We start from the raw sequence: 22,732 nt of genomic DNA, 5'->3' as shown, positions 1-22,732 counted from the left end.
AAAATATGCCAGCATAGCGCGCTATATCCCTTTTGAGTGAAGCAGCGTGCCTTTGATACAATGAAGCTACACTCAAAGAAGGGATTGGTTTATTATTTGTTCGGACCATAGTACACTGGGATTGGATTATACCGCCGAGATGGAAAAGGCCATGCATAAAGCTCATGGCATGAGCTATGCAGAGTACGAAAGAGACCATGACTTAAGGATGAAAGTGGAATATAAACGAGAGCAGTCCTATCGAGATGAGAAAAGGCAGCTCGCAAAAATGAATATACAAGGCTATTAAATAGCTAAGGGACGGGGAGAATAGTTTCCCGTCCTTTCTTTATGAAAACTGTCTTTTCGACATAAATCCTTTTATCTACCTGTATTTTTTGTTAGAATTTTGAGAGCATCCTCTCACGCTTGTCGTGAATGTGTTGTATTCACTTTTAATTTGTTATAAAATTAGAATGAGAATAAATTGAGAATAATGATTATTTTGGAGGTATCGATATATGACTGCTTCGACATTAACAATTAAGGACTTGCACGTTGAGATTGAAGGGAAAGAAATCTTAAAAGGTGTAAACCTAGAAATAAAAGGTGGAGAATTCCACGCAGTAATGGGACCAAACGGAACAGGTAAATCTACTTTATCTGCTGCTATCATGGGCCACCCTAAGTATGAAGTGACAAAAGGCAGCATCTTGCTTGATGGCGAAGATGTTCTTGAAATGGAAGTAGATGAGCGCGCTCAAGCGGGTCTTTTCCTTGCAATGCAATATCCATCTGAAATTAGTGGTGTGACAAATGCAGACTTCCTTCGTTCGGCTATTAACGCACGCAGAGAAGAAGGCGATGAAATCTCTCTCATGAAATTCATCCGCAAAATGGACGAAAACATGGAATTCCTTGAAATGGACCCAGATATGGCACAGCGCTACCTAAACGAAGGTTTCTCAGGCGGGGAGAAAAAACGCAACGAAATTCTTCAATTAATGATGATTGAACCAAAAATCGCCATTCTTGACGAAATCGATTCTGGTCTTGATATCGATGCGCTGAAAGTTGTTTCTAAAGGAATTAATAAAATGCGCGGCGAAAGCTTCGGCTGCTTAATGATCACTCACTATCAGCGTTTATTGAACTACATCACACCAGATCACGTTCATGTCATGATGCAAGGACGTATTGTGAAATCTGGCGGACCAGAACTCGCGCAGCGTCTAGAAGCAGAAGGTTATGACTGGATTAAAAAAGAGTTAGGAATTGAAGACGAAACTGTTGGTCAAGAAGCGTAAGCGTTAGGAGGATTATTGATGACATTAGAAACGAAATTATCAGTAGATCAAGATTATGTCAAAAGCTTCTCCGAGAAGCATCAGGAACCGGCATGGATGAGTTCCCTTCGCTTACAGGCTCTTGAAAAAGCAGAAGACCTTCCAATGCCAAAGCCTGACAAAACGAATATTTCTAAATGGAATTTAACCAATTTCAAACAGCATACAGTCGAAAGTGCGCCATTTGGATCTTTAGAAGAGCTTCCTGAAGAAGTGAAGTCTCTTATTGATTTAGAGGACACGGATAAGACAGTCTATATACAGCGTGATCAAACGCCAGCATACTTGTCTCTTTCTACGGAAGCAAAAGACAAAGGCGTGATCTTCACTGATATCCATACAGCGATTCGCGAACATGGAGACCTAGTGAAGAAATATTTCATGACAGATGCAGTGAAAGTGGATGAGCACAAATTAACAGCTCTACATGCTGCTTTAGTGAATGGCGGAGCTTTCCTCTATGTACCGAAAAACGTAGAGCTTGAAGCACCCATTCAAGCCGTTTATCTTCATGAAAATGACAAAACAACGTTGTTCAACCATGTCATCGTTGTAGCAGACGATCATAGTGCTGTGACATATGTCGAAAACTACATCAGTACGGCAACACCAGAAGAAGCGATCTTCAATATCGTGTCTGAAGTCTTCACGGGTGCAAATGCCCGCGTCACTTACGGTGCAGTGGATAACCTTGCAGAAGGTGTGACAGTCTATGTGAATAGACGTGGTATGGCAAATGGTCGTGACAGTAAAATCGAATGGGCACTTGGCCTGATGAATGATGGAGATGTCGTGTCTGAAAACATCACGAAGCTTATGGGCGACGGTACATTCGGTGATACAAAATCAGTTGTTGTTGGCCGCGGGAATCAAACGGAAAACTTCACAACAAGCATCATCCACTTCGGTAAAAACTCTGAAGGGTATATCTTGAAGCATGGTGTCATGAAGGATCAAGCATCTTCTATCTTTAACGGGATTGGTAAAATCGAGCATGGCGCAACGAAGTCAAATGCAGAGCAAGAATCTCGTGTTCTCATGCTGAGTGAGAAAGCACGCGGTGACGCTAACCCAATTCTTTTAATCGATGAAGATGATGTAACAGCAGGGCACGCTGCTTCTGTTGGGCGTGTTGATCCAATTCAACTCTATTACCTCATGAGCCGTGGGATTTCCAAAGAAGATGCAGAAAGACTTGTCATTTATGGCTTCTTAAATCCAGTCGTCAAAGAACTGCCGATTGAAGGAGTTAAAAAGCAGCTCGTTTCTGTGATTGAAAGGAAAGTAAAATAATGAATATCAAAGACGTTCGTGAGCAGTTTCCAATCCTTCATCAGCAAGTGAACGGACATGATTTGGTGTATTTGGACAGTGCAGCGACATCTCAAAAACCACGAGTTGTCATTGAAGCAATGAATGAGTATTACCGGTCTTACAACTCGAACGTCCACCGGGGTGTTCATACCCTTGGCACAAGAGCAACGGACGCATACGAGGGTGCAAGAGAGAAAGTTCGAGCATTCATTGGCGCTTCTTCTGTCCAGGAGATTATTTTTACTAGAGGTACAACAACAGCACTGAACACAGTGGCAATCAGCTATGCTAGAGCAAACCTTAAAGAAGGCGATGAGATCGTCATTACGCATATGGAACATCATGCGAATATCATCCCTTGGCAGCAGGCAGCAAAAGCAACTGGCGCCACATTGAAATATATTCCGTTACAGGAAGACGGCACGCTGTCGCTTGAAGATGTGAAGCAAACCATCACACATCAAACGAAAATCGTTGCTGTCACACATGTTTCAAACGTATTAGGAACCATCAACCCAATTAAAGACATCGCAAAGATTGCTCACGATCACGGTGCAATTATCGTCGTCGATGGTGCCCAGAGCACCCCTCACATGCAAATTGATGTTCAGGACTTGGATTGCGACTTTTTCGCCTTCTCTGGGCATAAAATGTGTGGACCGACTGGCATTGGTGTTCTTTACGGGAAGAAGGACCTTTTGAATAATATGGAGCCTGCTGAGTTTGGCGGTGAAATGATCGACTTTGTGGATCTATATGATTCTACATGGAAAGAGCTGCCGTGGAAATTTGAAGCGGGAACACCGATTATTGCAGGAGCAATTGGGCTCGGAAAAGCGATTGATTTCTTAAATGACATCGGAATGGAGGAAGTCAGCCGTTACGAGCATCAGCTTGCGACTTATGCACTTGAGCGCTTTAAGGAGCTTGAAGGTGCCACGGTTTACGGACCGCAGCACCGAGCTGGACTTGTGACGTTTAACTTGGACGACGTCCATCCTCATGATGCCTCAACTGTTCTAGATACGGAAGGTGTCGCCATTCGTGCTGGACATCACTGTGCACAGCCGCTCATGAAATGGCTTGGTGTATCAGCGACTGCAAGAGCAAGCTTCTATCTGTACAATACAGAAGAGGAGATTGACGAGCTCATGGCAGCGCTCCGTAAGACAAAGGAGTATTTTACGAATGTCTTTTAATGTAAACTTAGACACACTGTACAGACAAGTGATTATGGATCATTATAAAAATCCGAGAAACAAAGGTGTGTTAAACGACAGCATTGTCGTCGATATGAACAACCCTACGTGTGGTGACCGCATTCGTCTCACGATGAAAATCGAAGACGAAAAGGTCATGGATGCGAAATTTGAAGGAGAAGGATGCTCGATTTCGATGGCATCTGCCTCTATGATGACGCAGGCGATTAAAGGGAAAGATATTGAAACAGCTTTGAAAATGTCTCAGATTTTCTCCGATATGATGCTAGGAAAAGAATACGACGATTCCATTGATCTTGGTGACATTGAGGCGCTGCAGGGAGTCGCAAAATTCCCAGCGCGCATCAAATGTGCAACATTATCCTGGAAGGCGCTTGAAAAAGGCGCATCTGCCGAAGATAACGGCAAATCATAAGATTGGAGTGAAAATGGATGGCTAAAAAAATGCCAGATGTTGGTGAATATAAATACGGCTTTTCTGATAAAGACGTTTCCATTTTCCGTTCAGAGCGCGGACTGACAAAAGAGATCGTTGAAGAAATTTCTCGTATGAAAGAAGAGCCTCAGTGGATGCTCGACTTCCGTTTGAAATCTCTTGAGCACTTTTACAACATGCCGATGCCACAATGGGGCGGAGATTTAAATGCATTAAACTTTGATGAAATTACGTACTACGTAAAACCATCAGAACGCTCTGAGCGTTCTTGGGATGAAGTACCAGAAGAAATCAAACAAACCTTTGATAAGCTTGGAATCCCTGAAGCAGAGCAAAAGTACTTAGCAGGTGTATCTGCTCAGTATGAATCTGAAGTTGTGTATCACAACATGAAGCAAGATCTTGAAGATCTAGGCATTGTGTTTAAAGATACAGACAGTGCATTAAAAGAGAACGAAGACATCTTCCGTGAGCACTGGGCAAAAGTCATTCCTCCGACTGACAACAAATTTGCTGCGCTTAACTCGGCTGTATGGTCTGGTGGTTCATTCATCTACGTACCAAAAGGCGTAAAAGTAGATACACCACTTCAAGCATACTTCCGAATCAACTCTGAGAACATGGGTCAGTTCGAACGTACACTGATCATCGTTGATGAAGGCGCACATGTGCATTACGTAGAAGGTTGTACAGCTCCAGTTTACACAACAAACTCACTTCATAGTGCGGTTGTTGAAATCATCGTGAAAAAAGGCGGCTACTGCCGTTATACGACGATTCAAAACTGGGCAAACAACGTCTTCAACCTTGTGACAAAACGTACAGTATGTGAAGAGAATGCAACAATGGAATGGATTGATGGAAACATCGGTTCTAAGCTGACAATGAAATACCCAGCGGTTATCCTAAAAGGTGAAGGCGCTCGTGGTATGACATTAAGTATTGCCCTAGCAGGTAAAGGTCAGCACCAAGATGCAGGTGCAAAAATGATTCACCTTGCACCAAACACATCTTCAACGATCGTATCGAAATCGATTTCCAAACAAGGCGGTAAAGTCACATACCGTGGAATCGTACACTTCGGACGCAAAGCAGAGGGGGCACGCTCAAACATCGAGTGTGATACACTCATCATGGATAACAAATCAACATCTGATACGATCCCTTACAATGAAATCTTAAACGACAACATTTCATTAGAGCACGAAGCGAAGGTATCAAAAGTATCAGAAGAACAGCTATTCTACTTGATGAGCCGCGGAATTTCTGAAGAAGAAGCAACAGAAATGATCGTCATGGGCTTCATCGAACCATTCACAAAAGAACTACCAATGGAATACGCCGTTGAAATGAACCGTTTGATTAAGTTTGAGATGGAAGGTTCTATTGGTTAATACAGAGGATTGAAAATGATTGATATAAGAGGTCGATGAAGCGTGCTGAATTTGTGCCCATCAAGATGACCTTTTAGTGTAGGAGACGAACTTTTTAAGTTCGTCTTTTTCTATTTCATTGGTTACATCTAAGTTGACTAAAAAATGTAAAAATCTTTATTGAATGATACTGGATTAAGATTTCTCTTTTCACTAAGAAGGTTAAAGGTAGACAAAAGTGGAAAGATCCTACATCTGGTTGGTCCATTTCAAGAGATTTTGGGAAAGGGAATTCTCATGGAGGAAGTTACTACAAATTAATGAATAAATCCGGAGAGCGTATAGCTACACTAAATAAAAGTGGTCGAGTATTAATAAAATAAGAATTGTACATAAAAGAATGAATGGAGAATGAGATATGGTTCACCTAGATTATTTACAAAGTGAATTCAATATTGATTTAATTAATGATTCCTTTAACGAGTTACCTCTAAGCCTTCATATTCAACTCGAAAAAGACATGTATCAGTTTAATGATCAAGGCCATTTAAATCCTCAATATTTTAATAAGGTTTATAATGTTGCAATAAGTATATTTGATGAACTTTTTGGGGAGAACGATTTATTGTTCGTCGTCACAATTGTTCGAAGCGAGCATTCATTACAGAGGCCGATAGGAGTATATAGTAAATATTCAAAAAAAATTAATAAATATAGACTCAATGTAAAAAATTCTAAAGATGAGAATGGAAAAGTCATTCAGTATTCTTTAGAAACAAAAAAACAGCATATAGAGTACAAGAAAATAATCAAGGCTATATGTAATCAAGATTTTAAAAGTATGGCTCCGAGGTTCAATGACAAATATTGTAGTTATCCTGAAATATTCTTTATAAATAAAGATTTTATTTATCATATTTATGATGACAGAGGGGCATTTTTATTATTTAAGGATGAGAGAAAGTATGAAAAATTTAAAACAAAGTATAGTACTTTAATGGTAGGAGAAGATTATAATTAAAAGAAACTCTCTTATTATTAGTTTCCTCTCACTATTAATAATTCATCTTGTTAGATATTTTGCTGACGAAAACAACTCTTATGATAGCTTACGTCTTTCGAAATTTAATGTTTAATTTTCGGAGGCTCATAGATAGTCTCTTAATTTAGGGAAGTGATTAATGATATGATAAGTGTTCTTGAAACATTTATGGATGAACCTTGGTGGATAATCAATGAAAGTATGTCGGAGTTTTTAAATGATGAATTAAAGAAAGAAGTTCATCCACATCACATTCTCTACGGAAAAAAGGCTATCGCAGTTGCGAAAAGGGAAGATACCGATGATGTCGTTTATTGGATAAGTGAACTAAAAAAATTCGCATTGGTTCATCTAACGTATTCCGTAGAAAACTCAAACCCATATCCAAAAACACAGTTGCTTACAATAGTTGAATTGGAGGAACATTGTAAAAATGTATCCGAGTTTTACTAAATATGTGCTGATTCAAAAGTAGAGGGAACCTTGACAATAAAGGTTCCCTCTTAATTTCATTCATTACCAACACTAAAGTTTAACAGAGCCATTATTTAAATAAACCACATCATGATTATCATTAAAGCCATGGAATGGGATATAGGGTTTGTTTCCTCATTTGCGTTTGACTGTATCGAGAAAACTTTTTCATCAAACTCTTTTCTAAATGATCATAAATACTTGCAACATATAATTTAGTACTGTATAGTTCTAATCATGACAAAGGCAAAATTAATGAATCAAAAACGTGTACTTGAAGTAGCTGCAACATTATTTTTGGAAAAAGGGTTTGCTTATACAAGTATGGATGAATTGGTACGTGTAAGCAAAGTATCAAAGTCTAATGTGTATTATCACTTTTCTAATAAGGAGGAATTATTAGAAGGGGTCGTTGATTATTGGATTGATATGTATCAATCTGCAATGGATGACGTACTGTCTCAGACCCAATTTTCAGTTGAAGATCGTATTCAACTGTTTTTAAAGAAATTATCACAAGGCGTTCAGTCGAGAGAGTATAAGGGTGGCTGTCCATTTATTACTCTTTATATTCAAAGTCCTGCAAAGGCCACACAAATAAAAGAAAAAATAGGTCTTTTTTTTACAGGATTACAAAAGAAAGTTTCTCTATTACTGAAACAAGGTGTAGAGAACGGGGAATTCAGAGATTCGATACAGATTGATGAGGTGGCATCACTTTTTATGACAAATCTTGAAGGAGCGTTATTTATTTCAGAAACATTGAAAGATGCCACTGTCATCACAAAAACAGCAGATCATTTATTTAACTTGCTTCGATAAAGAAGCATTTTTTTTACATCAAATTAGTACTGATTAGTACTAAAAAGGAGATTTCACATGAAAACAGTATTTTTAACGGGTGGAACGGGCTTTATTGGGAAGCAATTAGTCGAGGAATTAGCGAAAGAGGATGTGAACATTCTTCTTTTAGTAAGGTCAAAAAGTAAAGCAACACGCATTTTTCAAGAAAGAGGTATTTTAAAAGAGTCAGTGATGCACTTTGTTGAAGGTGATTTGACGAAAATAGATTTAGGTCTAAGTCCTGAAGATAAAGAGAGGGTATTGAAGACGGATGTGATCATTCACGCAGGAGGCCCGATGGATATTCAAGCAACCAGTAAAGAGGCAGCTTCTGTCTTTTTGAATGGCGCCAAACACATTAGTGATTTAGCTAAAAGTATTCATCAATCGAAGGGTTTGCAACAATTTATTCATGTTGTCGGTTATATGAGTCCCTTTGATGATCAAAATAGCAAGATTGCCATCGACGTGTTTGAAGAAGGAAACGATTACTTGAAAATAAAAAATCCTTATGAGAGAACAAAGTTTTTAGCAGATCTTTATATTCGTCAACAGGCATCTTCAGTAGGTTATCCTCTTTCTGTCATTAATCCGCCAACTGTCGTTGGTAGTAGTCAAACAGGGAGTACAGAGCAAATTGCAGGATTGGGTTTGCTTGTAAAGAGTATGCGAAGAGGGCTCATGCCGGTGATTCCTGGAGGTAAGGACTATCGGTTACCACTTATTTCAAACGATGAGTTTGCGAAGTTTATTGTACAGGTTTTCAAGTTGGAGCAGCCGGCTATTCAAACATATACACTTGTTGAAGACAAAGAGCACGATCAGAACGTTGCTGGACTATTAAGTATTATGTCAGAAAGTATGAATATGAAGGCCCCTAGCATCTCTGTCCCAATGCCACTGATGAAAGCTATCATGAAGAGTGGTGTCAGTAAACTCACAAACATTCCTTCTGACGGATTGAATTTTATGACAAAACGAACGTTTTCAAATGCTTCAGTGAAAAAAATAATGGGAGAAGATTGGTATAAGAAGACGAGTGTCATGACATTTTTCCCTGCTGTAGTAGCTGATCTAGATTATCGAATGATGGCTCAAAATGGTGAGCACCAACATTTATTTAAACGAACATTATGCGATAATAACACCCTTTACCAATTACAAGGAGAAGGGAAGCCGTTTATTTTATTACATGGTTTATTGAGTGATGGAGAAGATTTATTTCCTTTAGCACAGGAGCTTCATGAGAAAACAGGTCAACCTGTATGGATCTTGGACCTTCCTGGTTTGGGGCGTTCTCCATTTAAACGAGAGAAACATCTTCTAGATATCTATTTAAATGTAGTGAAAAAAGTAATAGAGAAAGCGACGAATGGTGCACATCTAATCGGTCATTCATTCGGTGCGTATATTCTTCTAGAAGCTTTGGCACAAAAGTACATAGATAAGAAGTATTCCATCACTTTACTTCAGCCGCCTGTTGCTAAACAAAAGGCAAAAACACTACATGTTCCTCAATTTCTGAACAAATGGACATTAAGATTGGCAACGACTCATTTGATAGAGCGTTATGTATTAAGAAATGGTTTGTTTGAAAGCACGGAGAGCATCCCTAAACATTATATTGAAAAAATCAGAAACAGCTTTACTTCTCCTAGAATTTTAAATACGACGGTTCAGCTTAACCATTTATTACTGAAAACCGATCGAGGTGACTTTAAAGAAGTCACAAAGGATCATCTTCACATGATTTGGGGGGAGTATGACAGAGGCTATTCTGCGCCATCGCATCTTGGGAAGGTTGATTTTGTTCCGTATGGCCACCATTTCCCTCTTAGCCATCCGAGTGAAACGGCAGTATTAGTCATCAATAATATTTGTACTAGCAGATAGGAGTCACCCCAAAACGAAAAAATGAGAATGATGACAAGTGAGCAAAATTTTTCGTTCTGGGTCTTGAAAATATAGAGGTTAACGAGGTGCATAAAACGCATCTAAGGTTTTCGTCATATCATCAGATGCAGATTGTAAGATAGTTTTTTGATCTAAAATCGCTGTTCCTTGTGCCCGGACAATATGAAATTGATGAAAACCCATCAAGTTTTGGAATATTTCCTTTAGATAATAATATGAAAATTCCAGTGGTGTGTACCGATCGTTATTTGTGAAAATTGAGCCACTTGCTTGAAGCAAAAGTACACGATAATCGTCAGTCATCAGACCAACTGAACCATTTTCTGTATATTTGAACGTTTCTCTAGCAATGAAGATATTATCTATATAATCTTTCATACGTGATGTCACATTGAAATTATGAACAGGTGATACAATCACGATTCGATGGTGTGCTTTGAATTGAGCCAATAAAGCAGCAGAAGAAGCGGAAATTTTTTCCTCCTCAGCTGTTAATGATTGTTCAGATGCTTGCTTTTCCCAAATACCTAGTAGCTGTTCTTTTTCGATACGAGGAATTTCAGTTCCATATAAATGTAAAATTGTTGGCTCCTCATGAGGGAATCTTTTTTTAAAGTGTTCTAAAAATAGTGTTTGCAGTTTGTTTGAATAACTTTCTCGATGAGTGAAATCTGGGTGCGCGTTAATGATTAGTGTTTGCATATACATGCTCCTTTTCTTTTGATAAACTGAGTATAAAATATAAAGGTGACAAAACATGTCACCTTTTTCAGAAGGAAAATCAAATGAAAAAATCAGAACGCTTAAACCAAGAGCTTATTTTTTTAAGTGATAAATATTCATTTCAATTAAAAGATTTAGAAACTGAATTTGGCATTTCTAAACGTACGGCTTTAAGAGATATGGAAGAGCTAGAGTCCATGGGCTTAGCTTTTTATGTTGAAAATGGCAGACATGGAGGATATCGGCTCGTGAATCAATCCCCATTGGTTCCGATCTATTTTCGAATAGATGAAGTTCAAGCCATTTTTTTCGCTCTTAAAGCCTTAGATCTGTTGTCAGCAACACCGTTTAAAAAGTCTTACTCACAGATTCGCCAAAAACTGTTTGCTACAATGTCTGATGAGAGAAAACAGCGGATCACGGAGATTTTGGATGTGATTCATTACTATCATGTTGCGCCAGTAAGTGAACAAAATCATTTGGATTTGATATTGCAGGCAATGATGGAAGATCAAAACGTGAAGATGACATACACTCAATATGAACATAAAAGGATCAGGCTACAATTTCTTGAGTTGTTTTATCGAAATGGGATTTGGTTTACCGAAGCATATGATGTTCAGAATAAAAAGTGGGGCATCTACAGATGTGATTGTATGACGGACATGATGATCGAAGAAGAAACGAAAGACACTTTTACGAAGGAAGAATTAAAAGCACTGCAGCTCGAGTACGAAAAAACTTATCATGATATCTCTTTTAAATGTCGATTAACGGAACAAGGGAAAGAGAAGTTTTTGAAGAATCATTATCCGAATATGAGATTGGAGACCATTGATGATACGCCTTATATATTGGGTGGGTACAACCAAGAAGAATTATCGTATATGACTCACTATTTGATCTCATTTGGGAAACATGTGAAAATTGAATACCCCGATGAATTAAAAGAGAGTTATTTGACTCAATTGCAAGAAATGATGGATCAATATATAAAATGAACGGATTGTATCTGAATCACAAAAACTCAACACATGAAAAAAGGCGAACTGTCGTAATTCGCCTTTTTTCTATTACTTCTACTTCGCCGCCTGAAATGTATTTGTTTTCGATTGGTCATTGACCTTTCCATACGTCAGCTGACGCCAGATAAATTCCATCGGTCCAGACTTAAATCGCTTTAACCATAATGTACTGAAAAGGACAAGGAAGGCATACACGCCAATTGCCATGAAGAACGTGCCAGCCGGTGAAAGATGATCGGCAAGTCCAGCTCCGTACTTGAGAAATAGCATTGTTCCAATAATGGAGTGAAGCAAATAACAGGTCAGGGACATTCGGCCGACTTTGGTGAACACCATTAAAGCACCTCGCAGCTGAGGAATGTGCAGAAACAGCATCGCAAGTGAACTCATATAAAACATACTGCCAGTCAATCCCCCATTTTGCTCAAGTGCAGAGACAATGTTCATCCATGGCGTATGTTCAAAAGGGGTGACCGCTGTCATAATCGTACTGGCTAGTGTGATAAGAAAAGCAATTGTACAAATCATCCAAATACGATTCCAAATCGCTTTTTTCGTCTCCATGTTTTTGAAAAACGACATTTTCACAAAATACACACCAAGTAAAAACATGAAGAACATGGAATAGACGGTGGAAAATGAGCTCGAAGCCATCGTGAACATATCCGTCCACCGGTCACCTATCGATGCTAAATAAGTCAGACTGTTGTGACTGGTCAATTCAAAATCGGCAAAATCCGGCTTGCCTGATGATCCTGTACTGATGGTATTGAGCAGCATGGTGAAAAGAGGCGTGAGCAATTGAATCACAAAGAGTGTGATGAGCCAGTACTGGATGGTTTTGGCTGTGCGTTTGTAAAAGAAAAGCAGTAAAAAGCCCGCGACAGCATAATAGGTTAAAATATCTCCAATCCATACAAACGTGACATGCAGAAGACCGATCCCTAAGAGAATGGTTAATCTGCGAGCAAACAACTTGTTCGGGCTGTCCACCTTTTGAGCGGCTCGATCCATAAATATCATAAAACCAACCCCGAATAGAAAAGAAAATAACGTAATGAATTTCCCCGAGGCAAACCAATTCACAATGTGGTGAAAACCATCATTAGACTCCATCTCAAATCCCTTGACCGAATCCACAATCAAAAAATAGTTGACCAAAATAATCCCCATTAAGGCGAATCCTCGTACGATGTCCAAGAAATGCACCCGTTCTTTGAGACTCATTGGTTGTCCGTGTTCTACCTTGTTTACATTCATATCTATGCTCCTTTTCGTGTATTGGATCTAAAGATAAATCCTTCAATGAATCAATATACAGGTCAATTCTTAATCATTTATGAAGATCCAATTTTTTGAAAATAAATGTGACAACTTGATGGCAATTGATCATATTCATAAACACTTAAGATTTATGGTGTATCTTTTCACATAGCTAGATGATATATAGTAATAACATATAAGAATGAACATCATGAAGGATGAGGTGATTGAGACATGACCCATCGAATATTAGTTGTAGAGGATGATCAGGATATCGGTGATCTTTTGCAGGAATCTCTGACACGTGCAGGGTATGAGGTGCTGAGAGCCATGAATGGCAAGCAGGCATTGTATGTTGTAGATGATTCGCTTGATTTGGTGATTTTGGATGTTATGATGCCAGGTATCTCTGGGATCGAAACGTGCCAGCAAATAAGAGCCACCTCAAATGTGCCAATTTTATTTTTGACCGCCAGATCTAGTACATGGGATAAAACCGAAGGATTACTCGCTGGCGGAGATGATTATATGACAAAACCTTTTTCAGAAGAGGAGCTTCACGCTAGGGTCATGGCGCAATTGCGCAGATATACCATCTATCAGGAAAAAAAGGAACAGGAAGAAACCTATTTAGTTGGCGGTAGCCTGAAGGTGAGTGAGGAATTTAATGAAGTGTGGAAAAATGGGCAGCAAATCAAGTTATCTGATTTAGAATATCGGATATTAAAACTGCTCATGAACAAACGAAACAAAATATTTTCTGCTCAAAATATTTATGAAAGCGTGTGGGGCCAGCCTTATTTTTATTGTTCAAACAATACGGTTATGGTGCATATCCGAAAGCTGCGTGCGAAAATTGAAGATGACCCGGCTCGTCCCGTGTATATCAAAACAGAATGGGGGAGAGGATACCGGTTTGGCACATCGTAAATATACGCTGACCAAAAAGCTGTCACTGCTCATTTTGGTCGCTGCTATCGTAAGTGGTGTTGTCTTTTTGACACTGCAAAAGATCACCGATCACCTGATTGAAGGATATTTAAGTTCGGATGAGTATGATCAGGCAGAGTCAGCCAGATACATTCAAACATTCAGCCGCTACGTTTCAGAACATGAGCTGACTTCAACGGATCGAAAAGCATTCGGTGAGTGGGTGAAAAAAGAAGATTATATTAATCTCACTGTTTACAAGGATGAAGTGCTTCAATATGACTCGATTTACTCTGCCGCTGACGAATCGGCCTATGGGAGAGAAAAGGTGACCGACTACGCAAAGCGTCATTCTTACCCGGTTCAATTTAGCGACGGAGAAGGTAGGGTTATGGTAGACGGGTTTTACTCCTCTCGATATCACGATCTCGCCTTTACACTAGAACTGCTTGGTGCAACACTCATTTTTCTCCTGATTGTGCTTGTTGGCATTCGCCGAAGCCTACGTTACTTGCAAACGATCCGTGAAGAGATTCATATTCTTGAAGGTGGTGAGCTCGATTATGAGATGACAGTGAAGGGGCATGATGAGTTGGCCATGATTGCAAAGAGCATTGAGGATTTAAGAACAGCCTTTTTGGACAAGCTTCAGGCCATTGATGATCTGCAGGAAGAGAGCCGCAGTTTAGTGACCGAAATGTCGCATGATATGAGGACCCCGCTGACATCACTCATCATGAATCTGGAATTTGCGAAAAAAGAGGAGGCTCTAGCGGATACCCGCAAGGAGCAATATATAACGAGTGCGTATGGAAAAGCCCTGCAATTAAAGAATCTGTCTGACAATCTATTTGCCTATTTCCTGCTAGATAAAGAGCACGAGTCAGAGCTTGAAACCGTTGCAGTGAAAGAAGTGATTTATGATCTTCTATCAGATCAGGTCGCCCTGCTGCATCAGGAGAATTTCACGGTCCATATTGTAGGCGAAATGCCGGATAGCTATATGAACGTAAACGTCGAGGAACTTGGCAGAGTGTTTGATAATGTGATGTCAAATTTACGTAAATACGCAGATCCTGAAAAGGACATTCAGATCACTTTTTTATCCGACCTAGATGTCTTTGAAATCCATGTGAGCAATGCGATAAAAAAGACAGACATCATACCGGAAAGCAATGGACTCGGAGAACGAAGCATCAAGCGGATGATGTCCCGAATGCATGGACAGTTTGAAAGTGGAGAAAAGAACGATACCTACTACATCGTGCTGCGATTTTGGAATACCAAAATGTAGAGAGCAAAAACAACATCATGGAATGGGGAAACAATCTGATGAAACGATTCAACAATTTCCAAAAGGTACCTGATCTTCTGCAAGCCCTTCTGAATATCTGCCTGTTCTTTCTAGCGATTGCGCTAAGCGTACTCTTAATTAGTGAAACATGGTACATCGTACAATTCGTCTATAAAACATTGTTTAACAAAGGAGAAAGCTATTATGGAATGCTTGGCGAGCTGCTGATCTTCTTTATGTATTTTGAGTTTATTGCCTTAATTATTAAATACTTTAAATCCAATTTTCATTTTCCGCTGCGCTATTTTATTTATATTGGCATCACAGCTGTCATCCGTTTGATTATCATTGATCATGAACAGGCCGTATCGACATTCTGGTGGGCACTGGCCATTCTTGCGATGACATGTGCACTCTTTATCGCGAGCAAAAGAGATACTGCTCAGGAGCATGAGGAAGTGAAGTGAGGAAGAAGAAGGACGAGTGGTCAACACCCGTCTTTTTTGTGTTTAAATGAACAGTTTTTGAATATGTGTTGATTAATGAACAATGATTGAAAGATTGACAATTGATGATGATGGATCTAGAAAATATAATGTAAATAGACAGGTGTTCATAAATGAATAGATGTATAGAAAAAGTATTCTGTCCAAAGCAGTTAACGGATTCACAAGTTCTTATGTTATGCTTTAGAAAAAGAGAAACCATTCTTTTCCTAGACATTGATTGTCATCATTCTATCTATAGGGGTCGATCGTATGCGAAGTATTCAAAGTTTGTTTGTTGAATGGTTACTTGTACTTACAAAGAAGAAACTGAATGTTGAGGGGTATTTAGAGGAACGAAGAATGGCGAATCAATTACCTTATGTGCTGCCTGAGAAGTTGAAAAAGAAATATCACATCACCAAAAGCAGCACGTTTTCAGTCGATACGTACATGTTGAAATCAGATGTGCAGCCAGATGATCATCAGGTGCTATTTTTACATGGAGGAGGCTATATTGAGCAGCCGCTCGTATGGCATTGGCGTTTCTTGGATCGATTGACGAAGCAATTAAATAGTACGGTGTATGTGCCAGTTTATCCAAAAGCACCGAATCATCAATATATGGATGCAATCGAGAGTGTTCTCCCAGTTTACCAAGCTCTTTTAGAAAAAGGAACACCAGAAAAAATCGTCATCATGGGTGATTCTGCTGGCGGCGGTTTATCGCTCGCCTTTGCTCAATACTTGGCAAAAAAAGGTCTTCCGCAGCCTGGAAACTTGATTCTATTATCACCATGGCTTGATGTGACATTAAGTAATCCTGATATCGCTAAAATGGTTCCAAAAGAGCCAATGCTCAACCTAGATTTACTAATCGAATCGGGCAAAGCCTATGCAGGTGATACAGATGAAACACATCATTTGATCAGTCCAATCTATGGAGAAATCAAATCGTTAGGACGAATTTCTGTTTTTATTGGCACTCATGAATTCTTTCTCCCAGATGCCCGGAAATTCAAAGAGATGGCAGACAAGCAGGGTGTTCCCATCAACTATATCGAATACCCAAAAATGAATCACGTCTTTCCTGTCTTCCCTATTCCCGAAGCGAACCAAGCGTTAAAACAAATTGTCGCCATTATTGAGAGTAAGACGTTCCCTTTGAGGGATATGACAAAATAGGATGCGAACATGAGGATGGCCAGCAATGCTCTAGCCATTCTCGTGTCTAATTGGAGGATCAAAAGTTAATTATGAACGAAACAGAACCGTTCTCATTTACAAGTATGCAGGAAGTAGCTCCTGTAGCTATTCCAGAAAGACAGTTCATTCAATCACATGACGGCATACGTCTTGCTTATTATCCGTTTTTATCAGAAACAAACACGCAGACCAATGTGATCATCATTCATGGTGGAGGCGCTCACAGCTTGGCTGGTTATGAGCATATCGCCTATACATTGCAACATGATTTTCACGTGAATGTGTTTTTGCTGGATTTGAGAGGCCACGGATATTCTGAAGGAAAGAAGGGGGATACACCCAAAGTCACTGACGTGTGGCAAGATATTTCGCAAGTTGTGGATGTCATCAAACAGCAGCACGAAGGAGCACTTTATCTTTGTGGTCATTCCTCTGGAGCTGGATTGCTGCTTCAATATCTATCTTGGGATGAAAAAAGAAAAGTAGACGGTTACTTTTTTATTGCTCCTGAATTTGGCTACAAATCTGACACAGCAAAGTCTAATCAAGTCCCTTTTGCCACAGTTCAAGTTTGGAAATTCGTGCTATCTGCGATGACAAAAGGAAGGCTGATGGGGCATTCAGAAGCTGTACGATTTCGCTACCCAGCATGGGTGATTGCACAAGATCCACTTCTTTTAACAGGCATTACCATCAATATGTCTCTTGCCTTAACGCCATCTGCACCTCAAAAACAATTTGCAAGGCTGGACCAGCCTTATGGCATGTTTGTTGGAAGCGAGGATGAGTTATACGACGTAGACAAATTTCATCCATATCTGGCGCTTCCAAATCAGCAGGTGAAAAATCAATCTGTTTACCAAGTGATAGAAAACCATACTCATTTGTCCATTTTACTAGAATCAGGAAAAAAGATTGGGCGTACCATCCAAATGTGGAAAAGTTCCAATTAACCTGAACAACTAGTCAACACTCTACCTTTTTCTTAAAAATTTACATTGACACCATCCTTTTCTATGATAAAATCATAGTGTGATAATGAGAATCGTTATCAAACGATATGACTACATATAGAATGGATAGGTGAGGTACATGTTCAAAAAATCTTTTTGGTCGCTACTAGTTGTGCTCTCCATCGTATTACTTGCGGCTTGTGGCAGTAATAGCAGCGAAGGCAAGTCAGATAGTAATGAGAAAACAAGAACCGTTGAAAGCGCTATCGGTTCAACTGAAATTAAAGGATCGCCTAAACGTGTGGTGACGTTGTATCAAGGAGCAACTGATGCAGCCGTCGCTATGGGCATTAAACCAGTGGGTGTTGTAGAATCTTGGCTTGAAGCACCTACGTATAAATATTTAAGAGATGATTTAAAGGGTGTCAAAATTGTTGGGCAGGAAACACAACCAAACTTAGAAGAAATTGAAAAGCTGAAGCCAGATTTGATCATTGCATCAAAAATCCGTCACGAGCAAATTTTTGATCAGCTGAAAGAAATCGCTCCAACTGTTGCAACAGAAACAGTGTTCACTTTTAAAGACACAGTGAATTTAATGGGTGAAGCGTTAAACAAGCAAGACAAATCAAAAGAATTGCTGACGAAGTGGGATGACCGTGTCGCTGACTTCAAAGAAAAAGCAAAGAATGACATTAAAAACTGGCCAATGAGTGTGTCTGTGGTGAACTTCCGTGCAGATCATGCAAGAATCTATCAAACTGGGTTTGCAGGTTCAATTTTAACAGAGCTAGGCTTTGAAGGTCCTAAAAATGTCAAAGATAAAAAGCAAGATATCATTACACTTACAGACAAAGAGAGCATTCCACAAATGGATGCAGATGTGATCTATTACTTCATGGATGATCAGGATAAAGCAGTTGAAAAAGCATATAAAGAGTGGACAAGTCATCCTTTATGGAAGCAGCTTGACGCAGTGAAAGCGAAACAAGTGCATAAAGTCGATGAAATCACTTGGAACATGGCTGGCGGTATCACCGCTGCAAACATGATGCTTGATGATATTTATGATCGTCTAGGGCTTGATAAATAAGTGTAGCAGAGGAGAAAATGTGAAAAACCATTTTCTCCTTTTTCCATAACAGATTGAAAGCGGGAATCAGATGAGAAGTTTATTAAAAAAGGATTCGAGCAAGGCACTGCTATTTGCTGGATTCATCGTATTGATGTTGGTCTTTTTTATGCTCAGTATTTCTCTTGGGCAAACCTCAATTTCCCTCAAAGCCACCATCCATGCGTTTCTTCAGTTTGATGAGTCAGATCCAAACAGTGTGATTGTCATGACATCCAGATTATCAAGAGCTTTAATTGCGACGGTTGTTGGATCAAGTCTAGCGATTTCAGGTGCACTCATGCAGGCATTGACGAGAAATCCGCTGGCTGCACCAGATCTTTTAGGTATTAATGCAGGTGGACTCTTTTTTATTGTGATTTCGATTGTTTTCTTTTCTACCGAGTCGTTAACAGGTTATATGTGGACGGCCTTTTTAGGCGCTGCCATTGCAGGTATGCTCGTCTTTCTTCTAGGCTCCATTGGAAGAGACGGACTGACACCGGTCAAAATTGTACTCGCAGGTGCTGCGATATCTGCTCTGTTTGCGTCCTTTACTCAAGGACTTTTAATCGTGAATGAACAGTCCATTCAAAGCATCCTGTTCTGGATGGCTGGTTCAGTGTCAGGAAGAAGTATAGATATGCTGCTGCCTGTGCTGCCTTATATTCTTGGGGCGACTGTGGTGGCGCTGCTTCTTGGCCGCTCGATCAATGTCCTTTTATCGGGTGATGATATTGCGAAAGGGCTTGGCCAGCGTACGTTGCTTTTGAAGATGACGATGGGGGTACTTGTCGTCTTTTTAGCAGGAGGTTCCGTCGCTGTCGCAGGATCCATTGGATTTGTTGGTTTTCTTGTGCCGCATATTGTGAAAAAGCTTGTTGGACCTGACCACCGCTGGGTACTGCCGTATTGTGCCGTTGTAGGGGCGTCGCTTTTACTTGTCGCAGATCTTGCCGCTCGTTTTCTGATCATGCCGCAGGAAGTACCGATTGGTGTCATGACGGCAATTGCAGGAGCGCCTCTATTTGTTTATCTCGTGCGCAAGGGGTTGAAGACAGGTGGCTAAAACATATACAGTGCGTTCAAAGGGCGGGCGCATTTCATTTCAATTTTCAAAGCGGACGTTTTTGATTTTACTATTATTGACAGGCGTTGCCTTTGGTTTATTTATTCTGAGCCTTTGTATGGGCAGCCGCTTTATTCCGCCTACTGATGTGCTGCTGCATATCTTCGGACAAGGCGAGGGAAATACGTTTGTATTAAATACGTTGAGGATTCCAAGGACCCTGCTTGCGGTTTTAGTGGGAGCGGCACTTGCGGTATCGGGGCTTATTTTACAAGGTCTCATTCGAAATCCGCTTGCATCGCCTGACATCATAGGAATTACGAGCGGTGCGTCGTTTGGCGCCATTATGTTCATCGTCTTTTGGATGGGCACTGTGCCTATTGCTTATCAGTCGTTGTGGGCCATTGCAGGCGCTTTTGCGGTATCATGCCTCATTTATTTGCTTTCATGGAAAAAAGGCGTCAAGCCGATCACGCTCGTCTTGATGGGGATTGGGATTTCCGCCATTATGAAGGCGTGTGTGACGTTTACTCTTGTGCTCAGCGATACGATGACCACGACCAAGTCATACATCTGGCTGACGGGCAGTTTATATGGTTCTACAATGAAGGACGTCATCGCAATGCTTCCTTGGGTATTGATTATTTTACCGATTGTCATGGTGCTGGCAAGAACGATGAATGTGAAGGAGCTTGGAGATGATCTTGCAACAGGTCTCGGGGTCAAGGTTCAGGCGAAGCGGTTATTCTTTCTACTGATGAGTGTGACATTAGCCGGTATTGCCGTTGCATTCGCAGGTGGTATTGAATTTGTCGGACTGATGGCGCCACATGTGGCAAGGATGATCATCGGTCGTTCCTTTATTGCGCTTGTTCCAGCATCTGCGCTTGTTGGAAGTATTCTCGTGATGCTGGCAGACTTAGTTGCGAGAACGGCTTTTCTCCCGTTAGATGTCCCGGCAGGTGTTTTTACGGCGGCAATTGGTGCACCGTTCTTTATTTATTTGTTATATCAACAGCGAAATCGTTAAACGAAAGATGGGGGTTTTGATATGAAGCCAGAGTGGGTTGAGAGAGAATTACTTGATTTCGGGGTACACATCACAAATGGACCAATGACATCTGATCGCACACTGGCTGCGCTTTTTTCAGAAGCATCTATCAGACGTTTATTAGAAGCTGAAAAGGAAGCGATGCATGCACCGAATATAGCAGTGGCGGCGTCCATGTTTTCAAAACGCTATGCCTATTTAGCTGTTAGTTCTACTTTGTACTTGATGACGATGTATGATGCTGTCTACCGGTTTTCACCAGAGGCGTGTGTCTTTAGAGAAGATCGTAAAATTGAGCTAGATGAAACGCTCTGTTCATTTGTTCAGTTAGAAGGAGATCGTCATGAGTGGAGAGAGCAGGTCGTCCGCATGCTATTTACGCAGTGTGTCACACCTCTTTTAGATGTATTGAAACGTACTTCAAGACTTCCGTATTCGATTTTATGGGAAAATGTAGCGGTACGTATCAATTCTCTTTACCGTAGCATGATGCGAGAAACGGAAGAGCCTAAAATGAAAGAGCGCGTACGGGAGGATTATTTGTTTCTGAAGAAGGCGTCGGGTGATCTTTTCGGAGTGAATCAAAATCCTTTTCAGCACAGCTTAAATTTAGATGAAAGTTTGCTAGACACATCAAATCGAAAGACTTGCTGTATGTATTATAAGCTTGAGAAAAAATCAGAGAGCCTTGATTATTGTCTCGTCTGTCCGCTTGAAAAAAAGAAAGGCACTGCTTGTTCATAGCAGTGCCTCTCTTTTTTATTCCCAAATATCGCTTACCCATTCAGGGTGATCAATAAAAGGATTGCGATTGTGCTGGTACGTTTGATAGATGATTTCGTTACGATTCCGTTCGATTTGATCGACTGGATCTTGCTTGTGCCATTTCAATAGGACAGACATTTTGCCGTGAAGAGGGGCGCTTCCATTATTCACTTTGTTGTTCAATTCTAAATCTGGGAAACGGTCATCGCCTTCATATCGGACGGCCATATAAAAGAGCATTCTTGCTACATCTCCTTTCACCCGGCTATGAGGTTCAAATGAGTCGCTGTCGTAGAAGTTGCCCGGCGCTCCCTTGTATTCATTTCCGCCTATATCAAAATCTAAATTTCCTCGTGTGCTATTCGTTTGTACGTCTGTTGCCCGAAGGTGATGGAGATCTGTACCAGGTCCCTGGCTCGTCCCAAAATTGCCGTGAGATTTAGCCCACACATGCTCCCGGTTCCACTGTCCCACGTTTCCTCCATTTGCTTGCTTTGACCTGGAGATACCGCTATAGAGCAAGAGCACATTGCTTGGATTTTTTGGATCTTCATCCGTTTTCTTTAATGCATCCCAAACCTGGCTGTAGGATAGCTGCGTATGATCATCAATAATATCGTGTAATGCTTTCTTAAGAGCAGGCCCAGATTTGCCAGCAGCAGATTGGTAATAGGAATCAATTTGACTTGAAGCGGTTGTTTTCGCATGTTGAGCAGATGTTTCGGTTTGTAGCTGTAACGGGGAAAAGGTGATGGTTTGACTCGGTTCATTCAGTGTAAAGCCTTGAGCATTTGCAGCGGGAGGCAGCGGAGCGGCAAATGTACCGAAAATCATGATTCCGGCGGCCACAGTTCCAAATAAAGATCTTTTCATTCTATTTCCTCCTTCATAGGGAATGTATACTCTTTAGTTCTAT

The 22,732-nt window shown here is 40.4% G+C and carries 23 protein-coding genes; 20 read left to right on the top strand and 3 right to left on the bottom strand.

What is annotated here, in order from left to right; genetic code table 11:
- Positions 1–151 precede the first annotated feature (151 nt).
- The 10 genes from NSQ70_RS15020 to NSQ70_RS14975 all read left to right on the top strand — a co-directional run bounded on the left by NSQ70_RS15020 (position 152) and on the right by NSQ70_RS14975 (position 9,920).
- The gene (locus NSQ70_RS15020; RefSeq protein ID WP_162835676.1) at positions 152–289 is read left to right on the top strand and encodes a hypothetical protein; all 138 of its coding nucleotides are present in this window, start codon (positions 152–154) and stop codon (positions 287–289) included.
- A gap of 211 nt (positions 290–500) precedes the next feature.
- Positions 501–1,286 (top strand): Fe-S cluster assembly ATPase SufC, encoded by a 786-nt coding sequence (sufC, locus tag NSQ70_RS15015; protein ID WP_007500355.1) that lies wholly within the window; start codon positions 501–503, stop codon positions 1,284–1,286.
- Positions 1,287–1,304: 18 nt separating this feature from the next.
- Positions 1,305–2,618 (top strand): Fe-S cluster assembly protein SufD, encoded by a 1,314-nt coding sequence (gene sufD, locus NSQ70_RS15010; RefSeq protein WP_058336898.1) that lies wholly within the window; start codon positions 1,305–1,307, stop codon positions 2,616–2,618.
- The gene (locus NSQ70_RS15005) at positions 2,618–3,838 is read left to right on the top strand and encodes a cysteine desulfurase (RefSeq protein WP_058336897.1); all 1,221 of its coding nucleotides are present in this window, start codon (positions 2,618–2,620) and stop codon (positions 3,836–3,838) included. The genes sufD and NSQ70_RS15005 overlap by 1 nt, the downstream gene beginning before the upstream one ends.
- The gene (gene sufU / locus NSQ70_RS15000) at positions 3,828–4,274 is read left to right on the top strand and encodes a Fe-S cluster assembly sulfur transfer protein SufU (RefSeq protein WP_003212941.1); all 447 of its coding nucleotides are present in this window, start codon (positions 3,828–3,830) and stop codon (positions 4,272–4,274) included. The genes NSQ70_RS15005 and sufU overlap by 11 nt, the downstream gene beginning before the upstream one ends.
- A gap of 17 nt (positions 4,275–4,291) precedes the next feature.
- Positions 4,292–5,689 carry a Fe-S cluster assembly protein SufB gene (gene sufB, locus NSQ70_RS14995; protein ID WP_007500362.1) on the top strand — a complete coding sequence of 466 codons (1,398 nt, stop codon included), beginning with the start codon at positions 4,292–4,294 and terminating at the stop codon, positions 5,687–5,689.
- 397 nt (positions 5,690–6,086) lie between these two features.
- Entirely contained in the window at positions 6,087–6,689 is a 603-nt protein-coding gene (locus NSQ70_RS14990; RefSeq protein ID WP_096881824.1) for a hypothetical protein, read from the top strand.
- 165 nt (positions 6,690–6,854) lie between these two features.
- Positions 6,855–7,163 carry a hypothetical protein gene (locus NSQ70_RS14985; RefSeq protein WP_073412669.1) on the top strand — a complete coding sequence of 103 codons (309 nt, stop codon included), beginning with the start codon at positions 6,855–6,857 and terminating at the stop codon, positions 7,161–7,163.
- Positions 7,164–7,439: 276 nt separating this feature from the next.
- Positions 7,440–8,006: a TetR/AcrR family transcriptional regulator gene (locus tag NSQ70_RS14980; protein WP_338705726.1), complete on the top strand. Its 567-nt coding sequence runs from the start codon at positions 7,440–7,442 to the stop codon at positions 8,004–8,006.
- A 57-nt stretch (positions 8,007–8,063) separates the two neighbouring features.
- Entirely contained in the window at positions 8,064–9,920 is a 1,857-nt protein-coding gene (locus NSQ70_RS14975; protein ID WP_342502243.1) for an alpha/beta fold hydrolase, read from the top strand.
- 78 nt (positions 9,921–9,998) lie between these two features.
- On the opposite strand, the gene NSQ70_RS14970 is transcribed toward NSQ70_RS14975, so the two are convergent.
- Positions 9,999–10,643, bottom strand: a complete 645-nt coding sequence (locus NSQ70_RS14970) for an NAD(P)H-dependent oxidoreductase (protein WP_342502242.1) — start codon at positions 10,641–10,643, stop codon at positions 9,999–10,001.
- Between the two features lie 83 nt (positions 10,644–10,726).
- Between NSQ70_RS14970 and NSQ70_RS14965 the strand changes: the two genes are divergently transcribed.
- Positions 10,727–11,665, top strand: coding sequence for a WYL domain-containing protein (locus NSQ70_RS14965; protein WP_342502241.1), 939 nt, complete (start codon positions 10,727–10,729; stop codon positions 11,663–11,665).
- Positions 11,666–11,743: 78 nt separating this feature from the next.
- Here the strand turns inward: NSQ70_RS14965 and NSQ70_RS14960 are convergent, their stop codons facing one another.
- Positions 11,744–12,949, bottom strand: coding sequence for a DUF418 domain-containing protein (locus tag NSQ70_RS14960; RefSeq protein ID WP_024719772.1), 1,206 nt, complete (start codon positions 12,947–12,949; stop codon positions 11,744–11,746).
- Positions 12,950–13,186: 237 nt separating this feature from the next.
- On the opposite strand from NSQ70_RS14960, the gene NSQ70_RS14955 reads away from it, so the two are divergent.
- The 9 genes from NSQ70_RS14955 (at position 13,187) to NSQ70_RS14915 (ending at position 21,795) form a co-directional block, all read left to right on the top strand.
- On the top strand, positions 13,187–13,882 hold the full coding sequence (locus NSQ70_RS14955) for a response regulator transcription factor (protein WP_041507734.1): 696 nt from the start codon (positions 13,187–13,189) through the stop codon (positions 13,880–13,882).
- Positions 13,869–15,176, top strand: coding sequence for a HAMP domain-containing sensor histidine kinase (locus NSQ70_RS14950; RefSeq protein WP_342502240.1), 1,308 nt, complete (start codon positions 13,869–13,871; stop codon positions 15,174–15,176). The genes NSQ70_RS14955 and NSQ70_RS14950 overlap by 14 nt, the downstream gene beginning before the upstream one ends.
- A 38-nt stretch (positions 15,177–15,214) precedes the next feature.
- Positions 15,215–15,643, top strand: coding sequence for a phosphate-starvation-inducible protein PsiE (gene psiE, locus NSQ70_RS14945; RefSeq protein WP_274660938.1), 429 nt, complete (start codon positions 15,215–15,217; stop codon positions 15,641–15,643).
- A 291-nt stretch (positions 15,644–15,934) separates the two neighbouring features.
- Entirely contained in the window at positions 15,935–16,846 is a 912-nt protein-coding gene (locus tag NSQ70_RS14940; RefSeq protein WP_017359300.1) for an alpha/beta hydrolase, read from the top strand.
- A gap of 71 nt (positions 16,847–16,917) precedes the next feature.
- Positions 16,918–17,820 (top strand): alpha/beta fold hydrolase, encoded by a 903-nt coding sequence (locus NSQ70_RS14935; protein ID WP_342502239.1) that lies wholly within the window; start codon positions 16,918–16,920, stop codon positions 17,818–17,820.
- A gap of 139 nt (positions 17,821–17,959) precedes the next feature.
- On the top strand, positions 17,960–18,913 hold the full coding sequence (locus NSQ70_RS14930; protein ID WP_268431641.1) for an iron-siderophore ABC transporter substrate-binding protein: 954 nt from the start codon (positions 17,960–17,962) through the stop codon (positions 18,911–18,913).
- Between the two features lie 70 nt (positions 18,914–18,983).
- Positions 18,984–20,000, top strand: a complete 1,017-nt coding sequence (locus NSQ70_RS14925) for an iron ABC transporter permease (protein WP_008346988.1) — start codon at positions 18,984–18,986, stop codon at positions 19,998–20,000.
- Positions 19,993–21,030, top strand: coding sequence for an iron ABC transporter permease (locus NSQ70_RS14920; RefSeq protein WP_039168968.1), 1,038 nt, complete (start codon positions 19,993–19,995; stop codon positions 21,028–21,030). The genes NSQ70_RS14925 and NSQ70_RS14920 overlap by 8 nt, the downstream gene beginning before the upstream one ends.
- A gap of 21 nt (positions 21,031–21,051) precedes the next feature.
- Entirely contained in the window at positions 21,052–21,795 is a 744-nt protein-coding gene (locus tag NSQ70_RS14915) for an IucA/IucC family C-terminal-domain containing protein (RefSeq protein ID WP_024719765.1), read from the top strand.
- 15 nt (positions 21,796–21,810) lie between these two features.
- Here the strand turns inward: NSQ70_RS14915 and NSQ70_RS14910 are convergent, their stop codons facing one another.
- Positions 21,811–22,689 carry an endonuclease gene (locus tag NSQ70_RS14910; RefSeq protein WP_017367997.1) on the bottom strand — a complete coding sequence of 293 codons (879 nt, stop codon included), beginning with the start codon at positions 22,687–22,689 and terminating at the stop codon, positions 21,811–21,813.
- Positions 22,690–22,732 lie beyond the last annotated feature (43 nt).

The sequence above is a fragment of the Bacillus sp. FSL R5-0397 genome, from assembly GCF_038593395.1.
Taxonomy (GTDB): Bacteria; Bacillota; Bacilli; order Bacillales; family Bacillaceae; genus Bacillus; species Bacillus altitudinis.
The sequence above is the reverse complement of the archived record's forward strand: the minus strand, read 5'-3'. Positions and strand labels throughout refer to the sequence as shown.